This is a genomic window from Streptomyces sp. NPDC096132, assembly GCF_044763345.1.
Lineage (GTDB): Bacteria > Actinomycetota > Actinomycetes > Streptomycetales > Streptomycetaceae > Streptomyces.
In genome coordinates, this window is sequence record NZ_JBIWGA010000026.1 from 1 (window position 1) to 21,558 (window position 21,558).

General features: G+C 68.6%; 11 protein-coding genes. 4 read left to right on the plus strand and 7 right to left on the minus strand.

Annotated features, from left to right (window positions below):
• Together ACIRF9_RS41130 and ACIRF9_RS41135 are read right to left on the minus strand one after the other, a co-directional pair.
• Positions 1-742, minus strand: a 742-nt coding sequence (locus tag ACIRF9_RS41130; protein ID WP_403833389.1) for a maltotransferase domain-containing protein, incomplete at its 3' end; no start/stop codon positions are given.
• 174 nt (positions 743-916) lie between these two features.
• The gene (locus ACIRF9_RS41135; protein WP_403833391.1) at positions 917-2,134 is read right to left on the minus strand and encodes a S8 family peptidase; all 1,218 of its coding nucleotides are present in this window, start codon (positions 2,132-2,134) and stop codon (positions 917-919) included.
• 246 nt (positions 2,135-2,380) lie between these two features.
• On the opposite strand from ACIRF9_RS41135, the gene ACIRF9_RS41140 reads away from it, so the two are divergent.
• Positions 2,381-5,005, plus strand: coding sequence for a glycosyltransferase family 1 protein (locus ACIRF9_RS41140; RefSeq protein WP_403833393.1), 2,625 nt, complete (start codon positions 2,381-2,383; stop codon positions 5,003-5,005).
• A 22-nt stretch (positions 5,006-5,027) separates the two neighbouring features.
• Here ACIRF9_RS41140 and ACIRF9_RS41145 read toward each other — a convergent pair whose 3' ends face one another.
• Positions 5,028-5,309 (minus strand): hypothetical protein, encoded by a 282-nt coding sequence (locus ACIRF9_RS41145; protein WP_403833396.1) that lies wholly within the window; start codon positions 5,307-5,309, stop codon positions 5,028-5,030.
• Between the two features lie 282 nt (positions 5,310-5,591).
• Between ACIRF9_RS41145 and ACIRF9_RS41150 the strand changes: the two genes are divergently transcribed.
• Together ACIRF9_RS41150 and ACIRF9_RS41155 are read left to right on the plus strand one after the other, a co-directional pair.
• Entirely contained in the window at positions 5,592-16,178 is a 10,587-nt protein-coding gene (locus ACIRF9_RS41150) for a LamG-like jellyroll fold domain-containing protein (protein ID WP_403833398.1), read from the plus strand.
• A gap of 21 nt (positions 16,179-16,199) precedes the next feature.
• Positions 16,200-16,724 carry an SMI1/KNR4 family protein gene (locus ACIRF9_RS41155; protein ID WP_403833400.1) on the plus strand — a complete coding sequence of 175 codons (525 nt, stop codon included), beginning with the start codon at positions 16,200-16,202 and terminating at the stop codon, positions 16,722-16,724.
• A gap of 663 nt (positions 16,725-17,387) precedes the next feature.
• Here ACIRF9_RS41155 and ACIRF9_RS41160 read toward each other — a convergent pair.
• Positions 17,388-17,588, minus strand: coding sequence for a DUF397 domain-containing protein (locus ACIRF9_RS41160; protein ID WP_403833402.1), 201 nt, complete (start codon positions 17,586-17,588; stop codon positions 17,388-17,390).
• An 11-nt stretch (positions 17,589-17,599) separates the two neighbouring features.
• Complete coding sequence (locus tag ACIRF9_RS41165; protein WP_403833404.1) at positions 17,600-18,442, minus strand: helix-turn-helix domain-containing protein; 843 nt, start codon at positions 18,440-18,442, stop codon at positions 17,600-17,602.
• A gap of 229 nt (positions 18,443-18,671) precedes the next feature.
• Between ACIRF9_RS41165 and ACIRF9_RS41170 the strand changes: the two genes are divergently transcribed.
• Positions 18,672-19,124, plus strand: coding sequence for an ATP-binding protein (locus ACIRF9_RS41170; protein WP_403833407.1), 453 nt, complete (start codon positions 18,672-18,674; stop codon positions 19,122-19,124).
• Positions 19,125-19,149: 25 nt separating this feature from the next.
• Here the strand turns inward: ACIRF9_RS41170 and ACIRF9_RS41175 are convergent, their stop codons facing one another.
• The gene (locus tag ACIRF9_RS41175) at positions 19,150-19,671 is read right to left on the minus strand and encodes a DUF1990 domain-containing protein (protein ID WP_403833410.1); all 522 of its coding nucleotides are present in this window, start codon (positions 19,669-19,671) and stop codon (positions 19,150-19,152) included.
• 70 nt (positions 19,672-19,741) lie between these two features.
• Positions 19,742-21,403 (minus strand): M4 family metallopeptidase, encoded by a 1,662-nt coding sequence (locus ACIRF9_RS41180; protein WP_403833412.1) that lies wholly within the window; start codon positions 21,401-21,403, stop codon positions 19,742-19,744.
• Positions 21,404-21,558 lie beyond the last annotated feature (155 nt).

Genomic DNA, 21,558 nt, shown 5'->3' on the forward strand with positions numbered 1-21,558 from the left:
AGAACTCGTACCAGGAGCCGTACAGGGCCCGTTCCCGCTCCACCAGCAGGGGCAACGGCTCGGAGGCGGTGACCAGTTCCCGCAGCGGATACCGGCCCAGGACCGCGTCCACCTCCGGCGTCAGCGCCGCCGCCAACCGGGAGGCCGGCGGGCGGGTCTCGTCGCGCAGGGCCGCGACCGCCGTACGCAGGGCGGCGCGTTTTCCGCCCCCCTTCGGTACGCCGGCCACCGCGCGCTCGTACAGCCGCGCGCCCTCCTCCAGGACCAGCTCGGTGTCCATCCCCGCCGGGATCTTGATCTGCGCGTGGTGCCGCCAGGTGCCGACCGGGTCGCTCCAGGCCTCCACGCGGTACGTCCAGCGGCCCGGTGCGTCCGGGGTGACGTCGGCGCCCCAGCGGTCGGTGCCGGGGGCGAGTTCGCGCATCGGGGTCCAGGGGCCGGGCCGGCCGTCGGGATCCGTCAGGACGACATTGGCGGCGACGGCGTCGTGGCCCTCGCGGAACACGGTCGCCGAGACCTCGAACGTCTCCCCGGTGACCGCTTTCGCGGGCCGGCGCCCCTGCTGGACGAGCGGGCGGACGTCGAGGACCGGAATGCGTCCGACGGCGGTCGCGGCGTCGGCGGAGGATCGCTCCGCGGCGGGGGGACCGGTGTCGACGGGACGCACGGGCCGTGCTTCGGATGGTTCTGTTGCCTTGGTACGGGGCGTCGGGGGTGATGACGAGTGGTGCGTGGCGGGCATGACCGCTCCTGTCCGCATCAACGAGGGTGGGCGGAGGGATGTGGGGTCGAGTACCGAGGGAGCCTTCCCACCCTAATCGGGTGAGCATTCCGGCACTTTGTTAACTACTCACGCGTATGTCTACACACAAGACCGGCCCCGTTCGGGACGAACGGAGCCGGTCACGACGGTCCGTCACTTGTGGGGCGGCACCTGCAGGAGTTTGTCCGGCGAACCGGCCCCCCGGCGGGAGACCTTGCCGTTCGACGCACCCGCGGCCAGGGCCCTTGCGACCCGGGCGGGTGTGGCCTTCGGGTGCTCGGCGAGATACAGCGCGGCCGCGCCCGCGGCGTGCGGCGCCGCCATCGACGTACCGGACGAGACGACTCGGCCGGTGTCGCTCGTGGACGACGCGGACGTGATCGACACGCCCGGGGCGAACAGGTCGAGGGCCGAGCCGTAGTTGGAGAAGGCGGCCCGGGCGTCCCCGCGGTCGGTGGCTCCGACGGTCACCGCTTCCCGGACGTCGGCGGGGGAGGTGAGGGCGGCGGCCCGGCCCCCGTTGCCCGCGGCGACGACGTAGGTGACCCCGGACCCGATGGAGGCGCGGACGGCCGCGTCGAGCGGGGCGTTGTACGGGCCGCCCAGGCTGAGGTTGGCGACCGCGGGCTTGCGGGCGTGCCGGGTGACCCAGTCGATGCCGGCGATGGCCTGCGCGGTGGTGCCCGCGCCCGAGTCGTCGAGCACCCGTACGGCGACGACCCTCGCCTTCTTGGCGACTCCGAGGTCCCTGCCCGCGACGATGCCGGCGACCTGGGTGCCGTGGCCGTTGCCGTCGGAGGCGGTGCGGTCGCCGCCGACGAAGTCCCAGCCGTAGCTCGCCCGGCCGCCGAAGTCCTCGTGGCTGATCCGGATCCCGGTGTCGATGACGTACACGGTCACCCCGGCGCCCGCGGACTTCGGCGCGCGGTAGACGGAGTCCAGCGGCAGCCCCGGCTGGTCGACCCGGTCCAGCCCCCAGGGCGGCGGACTCTTCCCGGCGGCGTCCGTGGACACCCGGGTGTCCTGGACGACGGAGGCGACACGCGGGTCGGCCGCGAGCCGCCGGGCCTGTCTCCGATCGGCCTCGACGGCGAAGCCGTTGAGGACCGTGCCGTAGGTGTGGCTGATTCTCGCCCCGTAGGAGGAGACGAGGCGTCGCCCGGCCGCGGACGAGGCCCGCACGCCCCCCTGTGCGCCCCCCTTCAGCGTCACGAGGTAGCTTCCGCCGACGGAGCCGGGCAGACCGGCGCCGAGTATTTTCCCCTCCGGTACGGCGTGCGCGGGCAGGCTGACGGCCGAAAGGACCATGGTCGTGGCGACCGCGGTCAGGCCCCCCGCCCGGCGCAGACGCCGTAAGCGCGTCCGTGCCATGGTTCGTGTTCCCCCTCCTCGACTCGGCGCGCACCGGTGTGGCCGGCCGCACCACTGGGCAGCCTCTCGTGCGGGGTGAAGCGCCACAAGGTGGCCTGGGCGGGTGGAATCGGCCAAACGGGGCGTACGGTTACGGAGTCGGCCACCGGAGCCTCCAGCGAGGTGGGCGTCCGCGCCGGTACCGTCTTCCTCAGACGCGGACGCACACTGCCGTGCGTCTCCTCCTTACGCACGCCGAGGTGGAATGTGAAGGCGATCCGTCGATTCACCGTCCGACCCCTTCTCCCCGAACCCCTCCGGCCGCTCAGTGACCTGGCCCGCAATCTGCGCTGGTCATGGCACGCGGATACCCGTGAACTCTTCCAGTCCGTCGATCCCGAGCGCTGGGCCGTCTCGGACGGTGACCCGGTACGGCTGCTCGGCGGTGTGCCGCCGGAGCGCCTCGCCGAGCTGGCCGAGGACCGCCGGTTCCTGCGCCGGCTGACCGCCGCCGTCGACGACCTGCACGACTATGTGACCGGCGACCGCTGGTACCAGTCCCAGCCCGGCACCGCCGAACTCCCGGCCGCCGTCGCCTACTTCTCGCCCGAGTTCGGCATCACGGCCGCCCTGCCCCAGTACTCCGGCGGCCTCGGCATCCTCGCCGGCGATCACCTGAAGGCGGCCAGCGACCTGGGCGTACCGCTGATCGGTGTGGGGCTCCTCTACCGGCACGGCTACTTCCGCCAGACCCTCTCCCGCGACGGCTGGCAGCAGGAGCACTATCCCGTCCTCGACCCCAACGAGCTGCCGGTCACCCTGCTGAGGGAGGACGACGGCACCCCCGCCCAGGTCTCCCTCGCCCTGCCCGGCGGCAGGTCGCTGCACGCCCGTGTCTGGCTCGCCCAGGTCGGCCGGGTCCCCCTGCTCATGCTGGACTCCGACGTCGAGGAGAACGACCTCGGCGAACGCGGGGTGACCGACCGGCTCTACGGGGGCGGCAGCGAGCACCGGCTGCTCCAGGAGATGCTGCTCGGCATAGGAGGTGTCCGGGCGGTGCGGACGTACTGCCGCCTCACCGGCCACGCCCCGCCCGAGGTGTTCCACACCAACGAGGGCCACGCCGGCTTCCTCGGCCTGGAGCGGATCGCCGAACTCTGCGACGCGGGAGCGGCCTTCGACCCGGCGCTGGAGGCGGTCCGCGCGGGGACGGTCTTCACCACCCACACCCCCGTCCCGGCCGGCATCGACCGCTTCGACCGCGAGCTGGTCGCCCGCCACTTCGGCCCCGACGCCGAACTGCCCCGCATGGACGTCGACCGCATCCTGCGCCTCGGCATGGAGACGTACCCGGGGGGCGAGCCGAACCTCTTCAACATGGCGGTGATGGGCCTGCGCCTGGCCCAGCGGGCCAACGGCGTGTCGCTGCTGCACGGTCACGTCAGCCGGGAGATGTTCTCCGGCCTGTGGCCCGGCTTCGACCCCGACGAGGTGCCGATCACCTCCGTCACCAACGGGGTGCACGCCCCGACCTGGGTCGCCCCCGAGGTGCTGCGGCTCGGCGCCCGCCAGGTGGGCTCCCAGCGCGCGGAGGACGCGCTGACCGTCGGTGACGGCGACCGCTGGGACGCGGTCGCCGACATCTCCGACCAGGACATCTGGGATCTGCGGCGGGTGCTGCGCGAGCAGCTGGTGGTGGAGGTGCGCGAGCGGCTGCGGGCGTCCTGGCGGCAGCGGGGTGCGGGGACGGCCGAGCTGGGCTGGATCGACTCGGTCCTGGACCCGGACGTCCTCACGATCGGGTTCGCGCGCCGGGTGCCGTCGTACAAGCGGCTGACGCTCATGCTGCGCGACCGGGACCGTCTGATGGAGCTGCTGCTGCACCCGACCCACCCGATCCAGATCGTGGTGGCGGGCAAGGCGCACCCGGCGGACGACGGCGGCAAACGCCTGGTCCAGGAGCTGGTCCGGTTCTCCGACGACCCGCGCGTGCGGCACCGCATCGTCTTCCTCCCCGACTACGGCATGGCGATGGCGCAGAAGCTGTACCCCGGCTGCGACATCTGGCTGAACAACCCGCTGCGCCCGCTGGAGGCCTGCGGCACGTCCGGGATGAAGGCCGCCCTGAACGGCTGTCTCAACCTGTCCGTCCTGGACGGCTGGTGGGACGAGTGGTTCCAGCCCGACTTCGGCTGGGCGATCCCCACGGCGGACGGCGCCGGCACCGACCCCGACCGCCGCGACGACATCGAGGCGGCCGCGCTGTACGACCTGCTGGAGCAGCGCATCACGCCCCGCTTCTACGAGCGTGGCCAGGCGGGGCTGCCCGACCGCTGGATCGAGATGGTCCGCCAGACCCTCACCCTCCTCGGCCCCAAGGTCCTGGCCGGCCGGATGGTCCGCGAGTACGTCGAGCGCCTCTACTCGCCCGCCGCCCAGGCGCACCGCGTGATGAACCCGGACACGGCCCGCGAACTGGCCGTCTGGAAGGCGAGGGTGCGGGCCGCGTGGCACGCCGTGACGGTCGACCATGTCGAGACCTCGGTCGCCACGACCACGGCGGAACTGGGCACCACGCTCGCCCTGCGGGTGCGGGTGGGCCTCGGCGAACTCGCCCCCGAGGACGTCGAGGTCCAGGCGGTCTCCGGCCGCGTCGACGAGGAGGACCGCATCACGGACGCCGCCACGGTCCCCCTCAAACCGGCGTCCGGCCCCGACCTGGAGGGCCGCTGGCTCTACGAGGGCCCCCTGTCCCTGGACCGCACGGGCCCCTACGGCTACACGGTCCGCATCCTCCCGGCCCACCGCCTGCTCGCCTCCGGAGCGGAACTGGGGGTGGTGGCGGTGCCGGCGGAGGACGGAGCGGAGGGCGCGGGGCTGCTGATGCGCTAGATGTTCTGCCCGGAACTGGCCGTCAGCCGGACACGGTGACGGCCAGTCGGCGCAGGCGTTCGAAGTAACGGATCCCCTCGGCGTCGGTGAGCAGCGGCAGTGCCCGGTCCAGGTCCGCCAGGCACTCGCGCAGGATCCGCTGCCGCCCGGGGTCGAGGGAGCCCCCGTTGCTCTGCCAGACGGAGACACACCCGGCGATGAGCGCGTCCAACAGCACCAGATCGAACCCCGCCGGCTCCGCGCCCCGCAGCGCGGCGGGGAACAGCGCGCTCAGATGCTCCTGAAAGAGAACATCCGCGCTCATGTCCCCGATTCGTCTCTCGTCGCCTGTCACAGGTCTCCGCATGTCCGCAACCTAGGCGGGCGCGGGGGCCCGCTGTCCGGCTGATTCGGGGGCGTTCACTCCTTCGAAGGAGGAAGAGTCTCCATGATGCCCTGTGTACCGGGCCTCCAAATGCAGTGTTTCGCGATAGATGTGACGTGAGCATGTTCATGTTTACTTGCGAAGTCGTTTGAATATCTTGTGCCTTTGTTTGGGAATCCTTTAGATCTTGCCTACTCGTGATCATGTGGGTGGGGGGATTCCGTGCGTCCGGCACGTCCGCTTGTCGTTGTTTTCGCCTTCGTCCTGGCTGTACTGACCGGGACCGAACACGTCGCTCTTGCCGTAGGCCGGTCCTCGGCCCTTGGGTCGGGGAACGCTCCCGACCAGCGCTGGGGGTCCGCAGCCGGCCGCAGCCACTCCGAGTCCGCGGACGCGACGGACGCTGCCGCGAAGGGCGGTCGTGACGGTGCGCTCACCGGGCGCGGGGAACTCCCGGTGGAGGGGGGCGAAGGTGTCACCCGGATCCCCACCACCGCACGAACGCCCGAGCCCAGCTCGGCCGTCGAGGTTCAGGCCCCCGGTACGGCGACACCGCAGGGCTTCGATGCCAAGCGCAGCGAGGAAGTCGCGAGCGAGCGCGCGGAGCGGGAGCGCACGTACCTGAACCCGGACGGTACTTACACCACCCGTTTCTACACCGAGCCGGTCAACTTCCGGACGGAGGACGGTCGGTGGAAGCCGATCGACACCACCCTCGTGCCCCAGGACTCCTCGGGTCCAAGCACGATGAGCGCGGGTGAGGAGGGCTGGGAGACCTCGTCGACCGAGGCGCAGATCGACTTCGGCGGTACAGCCGACGCCGATCCGATGGTGCGGATGCAGGTGGACGAGGGCGTCTCGGTCGGCTACGGCCTCGATGACGCCCATCCTGTCGCCGGGCAGGCCGAGAACAGCACGCTCACCTACGAGAACGCGCGTCCGAACGCGGACGTGGAGTTCGTCGCGGGCAGCGACTCGGTCAAGGAGACACTGGTCCTGAAGGACGCCAACGCTCCTGCCGAGTGGCGCTTCCCGCTTCGGCTCGAGGGACTCGCGGCTGCGCTGGACGACCACGGCAATGTGGTGTTCACCGACACCGAGGGCACGGTGCGCGCCTGGACGCCGGCCGGCTGGATGCAGGACTCCAACCTCGCCCCCGACTCCAATGAGGGCGTGATCTCCTCTGGCGTCACCTACAGCCTGGCCGCGGAAGGTGGCCGACAAGTGCTGGTGGTCAAGCTCGACAAGGAGTGGTTGACGGCGCCGGAGCGGGTGTTCCCCGTGCGCGTGGACCCGTCGGTGAAGTCGGTCGACGCCACCTCCGGCACGTACGTCGAGTACCCGTACAACACCAACTTCGCCTCGGACAGCGTGCTGAAGGTCGGCACGTACGACGGCGGCAGCCACAAGGCGGCCACGTTCCTGCGCTTCACCGGTCTGGAGACGACCCTGAAGAACGCGTGGGTGCTCGGTGCGAACCTCGCGTTGTACAACACCTGGTCGCAGTCCTGCACCGCGCGCCCGGTGACCGTGCACCCGATCACGTCGAACTGGGCGGAATCCACGACCTCGAAGTGGCCCGGCCCGTCGACCGGTTCGTCGCTGGTGTCGAAGAGCTTCGCCCACGGCTGGCGGCCCGAGGGCACCACGACCTGGTCGTGCGGCCCGGCCTGGGAGACCATCAAGCTCGGCTCGGCCGGACGCAAGCTCGTCGACGACTGGACCCACTCTCGCAAGAAGAAGAACTACGGCCTGGCGGTGAAGGCGTCGACCTCGGACTCCAAGGGCTGGAAGCAGTTCGGCTCCGACGACTACCCGAACGGCAAGCCGAGCCTGGACGTCACCTGGACCAAGTACGGCGCCACCTACTCCCTCGGTGACTTCACCGCTCCGGTCACCGCCACGACCGAGGGCGTCGAAGAGGTCACCGTCACCAACCAGGGGCAGGAGACCTGGCCGGCGGGCGGCGACTACAAGCTGCGGTACAACCTGTTCGACTCGGCCGGCAAGGAGATCACCGACAGCGCGAAGATCCGCTGGACGGCGATGCCCCAAGCCATCTCGCCGGGGGAGAGTGTCACCCTGAACGCGAAGATCGCGCCGCTGACGCCCGGCACGTACACCGTGCAGTGGACGATGGACGAGGTCGGCGTCAGTCGCTTCACCACCGCCGGGGTACCCGGCCCGGCCGTCAAGCTCTCCTCGGTGAACATCCCGCCCCAACTGACCGCTGAGTCGCCGGGCAGCGGCGTCACCGTGGACACCCTCACGCCGACGCTGTGGGCGAAGGGCGCGGACGCAGACAAATACCCCCAGTCCGTCCTGCAGTACACGTTCGAGGTGTGCGAGGTCGAGGGCAGCGATCTGCGCAAGAACTGCAAGTCGAGCACGCGCAGCAGCTCGCAGCAGTTGGCGGTGCCCTCCGGCTGGCTGGCCTGGAACAAGACGTACGCCTGGTACGCGTACGCCTACGACGGCTCGGAAACCTCCACCCGTCCTGGCGCGGCGCTGATGACCACGCAGGTTCCGCAGCCCGCCGTGACCAGCCATCTCGGCGGAGCGGACGAAGGCAAGGAGATCGGCACCCGTGAGGGCAACTACGTCACCGCCGCGACCGACGCGGCGCTGACCACGGTGGGCCCCGAGCTGTCGCTCACCCGCACCTACAACTCCCTGGACCCGCGCACCGGCGGTGCGTTCGGCACCGGCTGGTCCACACGCTGGGACATGCAACTACGGGAGGAACCCTCCACCTCGTCGGTCGTCGTCACTCTCTCCGACGGCTCGCAGGTGCGGTTCGGCAAGAACGCCGACGGCACCTACACCGGTCCGTCCGGCGGTTCGCTCACTCTCACCCGTCAGTCCACCGACTGGGTGGTACGGGAACGCTCCGGGGCCACCTACCGCTTCCTGTCCGGCGGGGTCCTTGCGAAGATCACGGATGCGGCCGGCCGCAGCCAGACCATCACTCACGAGAGTGCGACCGGCGGTCCGGTGAAGAAGGTGACCGACGACCTGTCGGGCCGCTTCCTGTCGTTCGGCTGGACCGGCACCCATGTCACCACCGTCACCACCAGCGCCGTGGACTCGAGCACCCCGGGCCTGACCTGGACGTACGGCTACACCGGTGACCAGCTGACCAAGGTCTGCCCCCCGACGTCGTCCACCAAGTGCACCGTCTACGAATACGCAACCGGCTCGGTCTACCGCAGTGGCGTCCTCGACTCCGCCCCCACGTCCTACTGGCGGCTGGGTGAAGCAGAAGGCTCTGTGGCGGCCAGTGAGGCCGTCTCACGCACGGGTCTGAACGATGCCGTGCACCGGGACACCGCACTGGGCATGGACTCGGCCATCGCCGGAACGGCGGACACCTCGGGCGGCTTTGACGGCGTCGACTCAGTCGTCGAACTGCCGACGGACACGTTCAAGGCGTCCGCCCTCCCCACGATCGAGCTGTGGTTCAAGACGAGTACCCCCTCTGGTGTCCTCGCCGGCTTCCACAGCGCCGACGTGGGTGACAAGCCCAGCTCCTACCGGCCGGTGCTGAACATCGACGCGGCGGGAAAGCTGCGCGGTCAGTTCTTCCTGGCCAGCCGCACTGTCACACCCATCACCACCACACAGCCGGTCACCGACGACAAGTGGCACCACGCCGTCCTCACGGCTGCAGCCAACACCCAGAGCCTGTACCTGGACGGTGTCAAGGTCGGTTCGCTGGGCGGTGCCCTGGCCGAGCAGTCCCTCGAACATGCTCATCTCGGCGTCGGCTATGGCACGGCCGGCTGGATGGGTGTGACCTCCAGCGCCTGGTACCACTTCAAGGGGCAGATGGACGAAGTCGCCGTCTATGACCACACCCTCGACCCCGCGACCGTCGCCGACCACTTCGCGGCGCGTAACGCGATCGGCCAGATGACGAAGGTCACCCTGCCCTCGGGCCGGGTCCACGCAACCGCCGCCTACGACCCGGTCAGCGGCCGGCTCGCCGACCACACCGACGACAACGGCGGCGCCTGGAAGGTATCCGCACCCACCTACTCGACGTCCTCGTCCTCCTACGCGGACACCATCCAGCGCAGCGGCCCCACCGGCTACTGGCGCCTGGGGGAGCGCGGCGGCGCGGAGGCCGTGAGCCCTCTCGCAGAGGACCTGGCCGGCAACTACCCCGACACCGTCGGCCTGGGCACCGCAGGCATCTTCGCCGACGGCGACGACACCGCGGCAAGCTTCACCGGCGACGGCGCCATCGAGATGCCCGTCGAATCGTTGGGCACCAAAACGGCGATGTCGCTGGAGCTGTGGTTCAAAACCGAGAGCCAGGGCGTGCTGGTCACGAACCAGGACACCGACCTCGGCGACACACCGACCGGCTGGCGGCCGATGCTGCTCATCGACACCGACGGCAAGGTGCGCGGCAAGTTCTCCGGCACCGGCAGCAGTCTGCTGTCGAAGACGGCAGTCACCGACAACGAGTGGCACCACGTGCTGCTCACCGGCAACGAGGGCATGCAGGCCCTGTTCCTGGACGGTGAGCTTCAGGGCAGCATGACCACCGGAAACGTCGTCTCGGGCCGCTACGCGAAGGTCTTCGTCGGCGGTGGGTACGCCTCCACCAGCTGGGACGGCCAAACTGCGGGTTACCGCAACTTCACCGGCCAGATCGACGAGGTCGCCTTCTACGACAAGCCGCTGGTGACGTTCGCCCAGAAGTCGGGTACCTGGACGTACGTCGCTCCTTCCGCAGGCCAGACCGATACTCCCAACCAGCACGTCCAGGCACGCCGCAGCCTCATCGCCGGCCGCGGAGACCAGTACACCGGCGTCACCCTCGCCGACGCGCCAGCCGCGTACTGGCGGCTCGGCGAGGCGGAAGGCACCGCCCTCGGCAGCGAGGTCGGCGGCGCGGGGATGGGCGCCGGCCTTCTCCCCGACGCGAGCGCGGCCTCGAAGCTGGACCAGGCAGGCGTGTTCGGCGCGGGCGACGACCGCGCCCTGAAGCTCAGCGGTGGCGGCAGCGTCCAGCTCCCCGCCTCCATGCTCGCCGGTTCCACGGAACTGTCGGCGGAGATGTGGTTCCGCACCACGTCCCCCTCGGGCGTCCTGCTCGGCTTCCAGAACTCACCGGTGGGCCAGACACCCACGTCGTCCCGCCCCGTGCTCAACATCGACGGAGAGGGCAAGCTGCGCGGCAGGTTCCAGCCCGCCAGCCCCACGTCCTCCACGCTGATCACATCGCCGACGGCGGTCACCGACGGCGCATGGCACCACGTGGTGCTCTCCGGTGGCGCCGGCGGCCAGAGTCTCTACCTGGACGGCGTCAAGCTCGGCTCGCTCACCGATGCGGTGGGCGACCAGACCCGCGCCTACACCTATCTCGGTGCCGGCTACAGCACCGGCGGCTGGATGAACCTGCCCGCCGGTACCTACTACTTCAACGGCCAGCTCGACGAAGTCGCCCTCTACCGCAGTGCCCTGACCGCCGACCAGGTCTCCGCCCACTACCGGGCCCAGGCCGAGGCCGCCGATTCGGGCCTGACCTCCACCGTGACCGTCACCGACCCGCAGGAGCACACCAGCACCACCAGCTACGACGCCCTGCGCGGCCAGCGCATCCTCGCGGCGAGAGACGTCACCGGCGCACTCGCGTCCTATGCCTACGACACCGCAGGCAACCTCCACACGGTCACCGACCCGAACGGTCACGCCACGATCGCCGGCCATGACGCGCGCGGCAACGTCGTGTCGACCACCACCTGCCGGGATGCCGACTCGTGCTGGACGAGCTTCTCCTCCTACTACCTCAACGCCGGCGATCCGCTCGACCTGCGCAACGACAAGCCGCTGACCACCAGCGACGCACGCTCGACCGACTACAAGGACACCCGCTACCGCACCTCATCCACGTACAACACCCTCGGGCTGCCACTGACGACGGTCCGCCCGGACAACAGCTCCTCTTCGACGACCTATACCGCAGGTGCCGAGGCCGCGGTCGGCGGGGGAACCGTCCCGGCCGGCCTGGTGCTGACGCAGACCACGCCGGGCGGCGCGAACACGTCATACCGCTACTTCGCCAACGGCGACCTGGCCGAGGAGACGTCACCTTCCGGACTCGTGACGACGTACACCTACGACGGCCTCGGCCGCATGACCGCCGAGAAGCAGGTCTCTGACACCTTTCCCGACGGCGTGAGCACGACGTACGGCTACGACGCGGCTTCGAACATCGTGACCGAACACGGCGCGGGTGTGAAGAACGAGATCACCGGCATCACCCACACCGCAGTGATCAGCCGCGCCTATGACGAGGAGGGCAACCTCCTCGCCGAGACGACCAAGGACGCCACGGGCGGCGACTCCGAGCGCACGACCGCCTATCACTACGACGCGCGAGGCCTGAACGACTCCGTCACTGACGCCGAGCAGAACACCACGCTTTACGAGTACGACGAGTTGGGTCGCGTCAGCGGTACGACCGACGCGGCGGGCACGCACGTCACGTACACCTACACCGCGCGCGGCGAGCACGCCACGACCATCCTGGACGACTGGACAGGCGACCCGTCCGGCACCGTCAGCGACCTGACCGTTGTGTCCAACGCCTACGACCCGGCCGGCCGTCTGGCCTCCACGACCGACGCGATGGGTGCGACGACCGCGTACACCTACTTCGACGACGGCCTCGCGGCCGCCACGACCGCGAAGCAGGTCACCCAGGCCGACGGCACCAGGCGCGACATCGTCCTAGAGGCCAACACCTACGACCCGGCCGGCAATCTGACCAAGCAGGTCACCGGCGGCGGGACGACTACACAGACGTTCACCGTGGACGTTCTCGGCCGCACGCTCACCAGCGTTCTGGACCCCGCCGGCTTGAACCGCACCACCTCCTACACGTACGACGGCGACGACCGCATCAAGGAGCAGACCCAGACCATCTCCGCGGGCAGGAAGCTCACCGCAACCTCTGACTACGACGCCGCAGGCAACGTCACGCGCCAGACCCTGAGCGACGGCATCACCAACCACATTGCCTCCGCCACCTACGACGACCGCGGCCTGCCGCTGACCACCGTCAGCCCCCGCGGCAACGCCACGGGCGCCGAGCCGGCTGCGTACACCACGACGTATCGGTACGACGCCCTGGGCCGCCCGGTGCAGCAGACCGCCCCGGCCGTCCAGGCCGAGGAGAACGGGGCAGCGGCCACCACCGTCCAGCCGACCGCGCTGGCCGGCTACAACACCTTTGGTGAGGCCACCGACACCAAGGACGCCCGCGGCAACGTGACCCGGACCCAGGTCGACCGCCTGGGCCGCACCACCGCAGTGACCCTCCCCGACTACACCCCACCGGGTTCCACCACGGCCCTGCAGGCCACCTGGCGCGCCACCTACACCCGGCTCGGCCTGCCGCAGACGGTCACCGACCCGCTGGGCCGCGTCACCCGCTACGCCTACGACCAGTTCAGCCAGCTGATCAGCACGACCGCCCCGGCCGCCGATGCCGCCGCGGCCGTCGCGGCGGAAACCGACTCCGACCTGCTCAACCCGACGAGTGCGGACGGCGGCGGTATCACCCGCTACACCTGGACCCCGACCGGACTGCAGCTGTCGGTCACCGACGCGCTCGGCGCCCGTACCGAAGCCACCTACGACGAGCTCGGCCGACAGCTGACCGCCACCATCATCGAGCGCCGCCCCAGCCCGGCCAACTTCGTCAGCCACTACACCTGGGACGACGCGAGCAACCAGACCGCATCGGCGACGCCGTCCGGCATCACCACGACCAGCACCTACAACGCGGTCGGCGAGCCGAAGACGGTGACTGACCCCGCTGGCACGACCAGCTACGACTACGACGGCCTGGGCCGCGTGACGGAAACCGTCGATGCCACCCACCGCCGTACCACGACCACGTACGACGCCCTCGACAACGCCACCGCGATCACCGACTACGGCACGGGCACGACCGCGCTGCGCACGGCATCCGCCGAGTACGACCTGGAAGGGAACCTCACCGCAGAGATTTCCGCGCAGACCAAGGCCCGGACGACCTACCTGTATGACGCGCTGGGCCGGATGACGAGTCAGGTCGAGCCGGTCTCGGCGACCGCGTCGATCACGACGACGTTCGGCTACGACACCGCGGGCAACCACACCCGGCTGACCGACGGCCGCGGCAACAAGACCGTCTACACCTTCAACCGCTGGGGCCTGCCCGAGTCCACCATCGAACCCGCCACGACCGCACACCCGGCCACGGCAGACCGCACCTGGACGACCGTCTACGACAAGGTCGGCCAAGCAGTGACGGAACTCCTGCCCGGCGGCGTCAAGCGCGAACGCACCTACGACGGCCTCGGCCGCCTGACCCACGAGACCGGCACCGGCGCCGAGGCGACCACCACGGACCGCACCCTGCAGTACGACCTGACCGGCCGCCTGACAGCGGCCGGCACCACCGACGGCCTGACACACAACACCTACACCTACAACGACCGCGGCCAGCTCCTGACCGCCGAAGGCCCGGGCGGCACCTCCCACTACGCCTACAACGCCGACGGCAACATGACCCAGCGCACCACAACGGCCGGCACGGCCGACTACACCTACGACGGCGCGGGCCGCATCGACCACGTCTCGGACTCGATCACCGGCAATGACGTCTGGTACGACTTCGATGCCGAGGGCCGCCCGACCGTGGAGCAGTACGCGACCTTGGCAGACGGCGCCACGGCCTACACGGTCACGGCCAAGCGCACCTACGGCTACGACACCCTCGGCCGCCTGAACGCTGACACCGTCACCACAGCCGACGGCGCGACCACGGTCGCCTCCACCTCCTACGGCTACGACCTGGACGACAACCTGACGTCGAAGACGATGACGGGCACGGCGGGCTCGGGTACCAACACCTACGGCTACGACTACGCCCACCGCATGACGTCGTGGACGAAGAACGGCACCACCACGTCATACGAATGGGACGACGCAGGCAACCGCACCAAGGCAGGCTCGACCGCCGCGACCTTCGACGCCCGCAACCGCCGTCTGACAGACGGCACGACCACGTACACGTACACCCCACGCGGCACCCTCGCCAAGGTCGACACGGGCACGGGCGTCGCACGGACGCTGGCCTTCGACGCCTTCGAACGCAAGATCACCGACGGAACCACGACCTACACCTACGACTCCCTGGACCGGGTTCAGACGCGCGGCTCGACCACCTTCACCTATGACGGAGGCTCCAACAACCTCGCAGGCGACGGCACGACGGACTACAACCGCACCCCCGGGGGCAGCCTCCTGTCCCTGTCCACCGGCACCACCAAGCAGTGGGCCCTGACCGACCAGCACACCGACCTGATCGCCGGCCTGACGGCCGACGGCACGCACGTCACGGGCTCCACGTCGTACGACCCGTTCGGCAAGGAGACCGCCACGAACGGCACGACCCCCGCGGTCGGATACCAGTCGGGGTGGACCGACCCGGACAACGGCGACGTCAACATGGCGGCACGGTGGTACCAGCCCGGCACGGGGACCTTCGCCTCCCGCGACACCTGGCAACTCGACGCAGACCCTTCGTCCCAGCTCAACCGCTACCTCTACGGAAACGGGCAGCCGCTCAACGGAACCGATGCCACGGGTCATGCCTGGGACCCACGTGGTGGTGGCGGCGGTGGCCGCGGCAGCGGCGGCCTGGGCATGGGCCGAGGCAGCTCCCGCAGCGGCGGAAGCACCAAAGCGCGAGGTGGGACCACCAGGGGATCCTCCAAGAACACAAAGCGATCCAGGGGCACGAGCAGGTACCGCGACCCTCGCAGCGACATGTGCAACGCCAAGCGCTGCGGCGCCGGCCGCAATCGCCCAGCCAGGCCGCCCAAGTCGTCACGCTGCACCTACAACTGCAAGACCACTTCCAGCAGGTCTCCCCGCAGCAGCGGAAGCTACGGCCGTGGCGGACGCGGTTCCGGCTCATCCACGTCGCGTGGTTCCACCACCACGCGGCCGACACAGCCCAGGAAGCCCACGCCCCCCCGAAACCCGAACCGGGGCAAGAACCCGACTCCCGCACCGACTCGCCCGGCCCCGAAGCCGAGAGTAGACGCGGCTCGGATTCAGCAGGGGGCGCTGGAAAGAGCGCTCATCCTGGACCATGCAGTGTTCATTGAGATGGCGTATGCGAACCTTGCGTTGTACGAACCCGATGCCATTCCGGACGAAGCGAATATCGTTGCCGACTATGGAAAATCTCTGTATGCGGACACCAAGAATCGATACGAGTTCGAGGCGGATTCCGATACACCTGTTCGGCGCGAGAACTGCGCCAAGGGCAAATCGGCTATTCATTACATGCCGTTGGATGAATTGGGGCGGGCTCAAGGTGTCTTCGCCTGCCTCAACCGCGGCGACTTCAATTATGTGAATGACAAGGGGAACTGGGCATTCGGCACGGATTCGACCGAAATGGTGGGGACTGCAGCTGAGTTTCCAATCAACTGGGAGCATATTCCTCAGGGGTACTACGGTGGAAAAGTACTTCACCGTGGTCATCTGCTGGGTCGTCAGTTGGGAGGTGACGGGGATGATCTGAGGAATCTTGTTCCTCTCTATGCCGACATTAATACTCCCCTGATGAGAGGGTACGAGGACGCGCTTGCGGCGCGTCTGCAGACCGGTGAGACGATTTATTACCAGGTGATCCCTCACTATCAGGGTCGCAGTCCGATGCCTGACTATCTCACCTTGACCTGGGCGGGAGTCGGAGGCTCGGACAGCAAGCGACTTGATAATGTGCCGTAAGGTATAGGTAGGGAGTAGATGATGGCTTGGGTAGAGCGCCTCGCGGCAGCGGTTTCCTGGCGGTCACAGGATCTGGAGATCTTGTGGGATGACATCGAGCAGCGCCTCGGCGTCGAACTCCCTGGGGACTTCAAAGCGTTCTGTCAGTGTTTCGGTCAGGGCCAGTTCAGTGGTTATCTTGAAGTCTATTCGTCCTCTGGTGGCGATAGTTTGGTGGCATTTGATAAACTGAGGCGTTTTGGTGGCATGGCGGAACAGCATGCTGTAGTTAGACATATCTATGAGCCTTATGGTCTCTTTCGAAGTGGAGGTCAGGGGCTGCTTCCTTGGGGGATTTCCGTAACGGCTGCAGAGTATTATTGGCTCGCCAGTGCAGATGGTCGACCTGATGATTGGCCTGTGGTGGCCCGGGAGGATGGGGGGGAGTGGAAGATTTACCAGATGCCCATGTCGGAGTTTGTTTATCGAGTTCTGGTCGACGTCTCGATGGAAGATTTCGGTATCGCTGACCTGGTCCATGTTCCGTTCTATCAACCTGATTCCTGACTCGGAAGAAGAAGGGGCGGAAATCGGGCGCAGAAGGCGTCAATCATCTCAAAGGTCGAGTGCGGCAGTTGTGCTGGATTTCCATGTTCGAGACAACCGAATCAGAGCAGCGAATGAGCGGAATGAAGCAAGCCAGCGAAGAGAGACCCAAGATGGGGATAGGCCGCCTTCTACGGTCGACGGCGCTGGGGACTGCCGTCACACTGGCCAGTTTGTGCGTGGTGGGATGCTCAGCTGCCGGTGGTGCCCCTGCTGACGAGCCGGCAGCAGCGGTGCGTTCGCCTGCCACTTCTGCGTCCGCGTCGGCGAGTTCGTCGAGCGGTGTTGCGCTACCGAGCCCGGCTCCGAGTCGCTCCGCGACCGCATCGCCCACGCCCTCACCGTCGAAGACCTCCGCTCCGCAGGTGACGAAGGACTCGTCGGCGCACGTGGGCAGTGGTTCCGGCCATTCGAACGGCTCCGGTACGACGGATAGTGGGTCGGGCGGGTCAGACTCTGTTCCGCAGAATCCCAACCGTGGCGCGAATCCTCCACCCGCGCCGGACCGTCCAGCCCCTACGCCGGAGTGGAGCTCTGCGGAATGGCGGCCCGGTGATCCGGTCGAGACGGCGATTCCGGGCTCGGGGGCCGGTCAGGGCTGATGTACGGGCGGGGGCGCGGTAGTTATGCGTGGGTTCGGAGCTGTTCCGGGGTGTCCTTGAGGCTGCATATCAAGGCACGCAGGCTGGGCGTGGTCGTGGTGAGGATGGCGTCCGGCTCGTCGCTCTCCCGTAGATGGATCGTGCCGACGGCGTCGGCGGCGATGTTGAGGCAGTTGGAGCCGTCGCCACTGTAGGAGGATTTCTGCCAGTGGAGGGTCGACACGGCGGGTTCCTTTACAGGTCGTGGATGAAGTCGCGTGACTCGGTCGTGCCCAGGGAGCAGGACTCCATGCGGTCGAGTACCTCACGGTACTTGTCCAACTGCGCTTCCGCGTCGAGGAATTCACATGCGCCGTGGTGTGAGTCCAGTTGGACCGTGTCGAGTTGCCGTAGCGCGCCTTCCACGTAGTCGAAGGACTGACCGGTGGTCGGGAAGTCGTCCGCTCCGAAAGGGATGACGCGGATGGTGACATGGGGCAATTCACTCATGTCGATCAGGTGCTTCAGTTGGGCGCGGGCGATGGCCGGGCCGCCGAAGCCCATGCGCAGGGCGGCCTCGTGAATGACTGCCGTGTAGGGAGGCGGGTTCTCCCGGTGCAGGATTCCTTGCCGCTTCATGCGGTGGGTCAGGCGGTGTTCGATCTCGTACTGTCGCATGGGCGGAACTACCGCCTTCAGCAGGGCTCGGGCGTGATCGGCGGTCTGGAGCAGGGCCGGGATGTGGAAGAGAAGGGCCACGCGGAGGGCGGTGGCGTGGTGCTCCAGTTCGGCCAGATCGACCAGCGCCACGGGTACGTGGTCGCGGTACTCCTCCCACCAGCCGCGCGTACGTCGGCCCGTCATCGCAGCTAGGACGTCGACCAGTTGCTCGTCGGAGCAGTCGTAGGCGCGACCCATCGTGCGGATGCGGTCGGCGCTGACCGGTGTCCGGCCGGTCTCGATCATGCTGATGCGTGCCTGGTTGACGCCGAGAAGGTGGGCCGCACCGGTCGTCGTGAGTCCGGTGCGCTCACGGAGTTTGCGCAGCTCGGCGCCGAGTCTCCGCTGGCGCAGCGTCGGGTTGTTGGTGGGCGGCACGGCGTTCCTTCCTGGCCGCAAAGTGGCGCTCTGAGCCCCTCGCAGGAGTGAAGGTTGGAGTCTTCTAGTTCATTTGGTTAGAGCTATCTAACCATCTCTCCTACGGTGGTCACGTACCCGCTCAACACCCCGCGCCCATAAGCCGGAAGCGCACCAACCCAGGCAAATCCCACCACCCGGCGCGGACGTGAACGAGTCCTCCAAGTCCCTTTTCTCCCGGAGGTGTTCCATGGTCACCGTAACCCCGCCCGACACCTGGTCGTACGCCCTCCGCCTGCCGCATGACCCCAGAGCCGCACGAGTCGCACGTATGACCGTGCGTGCGGTGCTCGGTGGGCACGGAAGACAGGAAGTATTGGAAGCCGTCGAGCTGTTGACGTCGGAGTTGGTCGCCAACACTTATCTGCACACCGAGGGGCCGGCCTCGCTGCGGCTCACCGCTGTGGGTGACGGGCGGCTCAGGGTGGGCGTCTGGGACAGTGACCCGCACATCCCGGCGCCGTTCACCAAACCGCCCGGAGACCGTCTGCCGCCCGCGCCGGCCGACTGTGAGGGCGGGCGCGGGCTGTACCTCGTACAGGAGTACGCCGACTGGTGGGGTGGTTGGCCGCTCGGGCGGAACGGCGGGAAGCTGCTGTGGTTCGAGGTCGGCGGTCGGCGGAGACGGTTTCGGACCGTGTGAGCCCTGGTGGTGGGCCGGGGGCGGTTCAGATCTTCGGTCCCTCCTCGCACAACCCCCGCAGCACTACCCCGCACCGCCGCGCGTAGGCGCTCTGCAGCCCCCGCACCGCCGGACCCCCCGCCCGTGCGTACCACTTCGCCGCGCGGCTGAACGCCGACACCGTCAGCCAGACCGTGCCGTCGCCGGTGCGGTCGACGAGGAAGGACTCCTCGCCGGATTCCGGATGGCCGGAGAGGGTGCCGTAGGCCCAGCCGGCGCGCCGGTGCTCGTCCGCTGTCCATATCACCCGGCAGGGGGCCTTGATCAGGCCGGCCAGGGTGATCGTGACGTCCACATCGGGGGCCGCCCGGTCCGCCGAGGCGTCGACGCCGACGCCCATCGCACGGTGCATCTCCCATGTCATGACGGCCTCCGCCGCGCGCCGGAAGAGGTCGTGGCCCTCACCCAGGCGGGTGCGGACGTGCAGGGGGTGGAAGCCGGGCGGGCAGAAGCCGGGGCGGTCACGGGTCGCGCCGACGTCGTCGTACGTGAAGTCCTTGGGGGGCATGGGAGACAAGGGTAGGGCGGTACCCGGGGATGCCTTCGTCCCGGGTACCGCCCCATCACCTGAAACAGGATTAGCTGACGTTGACCGCCGTCCAGGCCGCCGCCACCGTCTTGTACTCGGTGCTGGTGGAGCCGTACAGCGCCGAGGCCGCGCTCAGGGTCGCCGTGCGGGCGCCCGAGTAGGTGGTCGTCGACGTCATGTACGTGGTCAGCGCCTTGTACCAGATCTGGACGGCTTTGGCGCGGCCGATGCCGGTGATGGTGGAGCTGTTGTACGTCGGGGAGTTGTAGCTCACCCCGTTGATCGTCTTCGAGCCGCTGCCCTCGGAGAGGAGGTAGAAGAAGTGGTTCGCGGGACCGGACGAGTAGTGCACGTCCAGGTTCTTCAGCGAGGACGACCAGTAGTTGGCCGAGCCGCCGTCCTTGCTCGGCTGGTCCATGTAGCGCAGCGGGGTGCCGTCGCCGTTGATGTCGATCTTCTCGCCGATGAGGTAGTCACCGACGTCGTTGGAGTTCGCCGCGTAGAACTCGACCGCCGTGCCGAAGATGTCGGAGGTGGCCTCGTTCAGACCGCCGGACTCGCCCGAGTAGTTCAGGCCCGCGGTGTTGGAGGTGACGCCGTGGGTCATCTCGTGGCCGGCCACGTCCAGCGAGGTGAGCGGGCTGGTGTTGCCCTCGCCGTCGCCGTACGTCATGCAGAAGCAGCTGTCGTCCCAGAACGCGTTGACGTACTGGTTGCCGTAGTGGACGCGGGAGTACGCGGCCACGCCGTTGTTCTTGATGCCGCTGCGACCGAAGGTGTTCTTGTAGAAGTCCCAGGTGGTCTGGGCGCCGTAGGCGGCGTCGACGGCCGCGGTCTGGTCGGTGGTCGAGCTGGAGGCCGCGCCGGTGCCCCAGGTGTCGTCGGCGTCGGTGAACAGCGTGCCCGCCGAGGAGGACGTGCCGTGGGACTTGTTGTACGTCTTGTGGCCGCCGCGCGAGGTGTCGTACAGCTGGTACGTCGAGCCCGAGAGGTAGGTGCCGAGCGTCACCGTGCCGGAGTAGAGGCTCTTGCCGGTGCCGGTCTCGATGCCCTGGTACTCGTAGAGCTTCTTGCCGGTGGCCGCGTCGGTGATGACGTGCAGCTCGTTCGGGGTGCCGTCCTCCTGGAGGCCGCCGACGACCGTCTCGTAGGCGAGGACCGGCTTGCTGCTGTTGCCCGCCCAGATCACCTTGCGGGGCGCCTCGGAGGCCTCGGTCTTCGCCGAGCCGGCGTCCTTGGCGAGGGTCAGCGCCTGCTTCTCCGCCTTGGCGGCGGTGACGACCGGCTTGACCGAGGCGACCTTGATGGTGGCCTTCGTCGCCTTGGTGACGCCCTTGTTCGCACCGGCCGCCGACTCGTGGACGACCAGGTCGCCGCCGAGCACCGGCAGGCCCGCGTAGGTCCGCTCGTAGCGCGTGTGGACCGTGCCGTCCGCGTCCTTGACGACGTCGCGGACGACCAGCTTCTCCTTGGCGCCCAGGCCTATCTCCTGCGCGGTCGCGGTCGCGTCGGCCTGCTTGTCCTGGATCAGGGAGGCGCGGGCGGAGGCGGACAGCGCGACCGGGACGGCCAGGGGCTTGGCGGCGGCGTCCGCGGTGGTCGGGGCGGCGACGGCACCGGAGGTCAGTCCGGTGGTGACCAGGGCTCCGGCCGCGACGGCGGTGGCGATGGCCAGAGTGGTGCGCTTGTGACGCGCGTAGAGGGAGGTCACACAAGCTCCTTGGGTGTGGGGGTGCCCGGGCGGCGTGGGGATGCCGACCGAAGCTGTTGTGAAGTTGTGCGGCGGTTGGCAGGAAGCCTCGCATCAAGGTCGCGTACATGTCAGGACCCCGAAGTGATGTTGGCTGAAATTCGACGTACGGATGA

What these genes read in the sequence shown, in the direction of transcription:
- ACIRF9_RS41170 (WP_403833407.1), top strand. Translation starts at nt 18,672, where the DNA reads ATGGTCACCGTAACCCCGCCCGACACCTGGTCGTACGCCCTCCGCCTG.
- ACIRF9_RS41135 (WP_403833391.1), bottom strand. Translation starts at nt 2,134, where the DNA reads ATGGCACGGACGCGCTTACGGCGTCTGCGCCGGGCGGGGGGCCTGACC.
- ACIRF9_RS41145 (WP_403833396.1), bottom strand. Translation starts at nt 5,309, where the DNA reads ATGAGCGCGGATGTTCTCTTTCAGGAGCATCTGAGCGCGCTGTTCCCC.
- ACIRF9_RS41155 (WP_403833400.1), top strand. Translation starts at nt 16,200, where the DNA reads ATGGCTTGGGTAGAGCGCCTCGCGGCAGCGGTTTCCTGGCGGTCACAG.
- ACIRF9_RS41175 (WP_403833410.1), bottom strand. Translation starts at nt 19,671, where the DNA reads ATGCCCCCCAAGGACTTCACGTACGACGACGTCGGCGCGACCCGTGAC.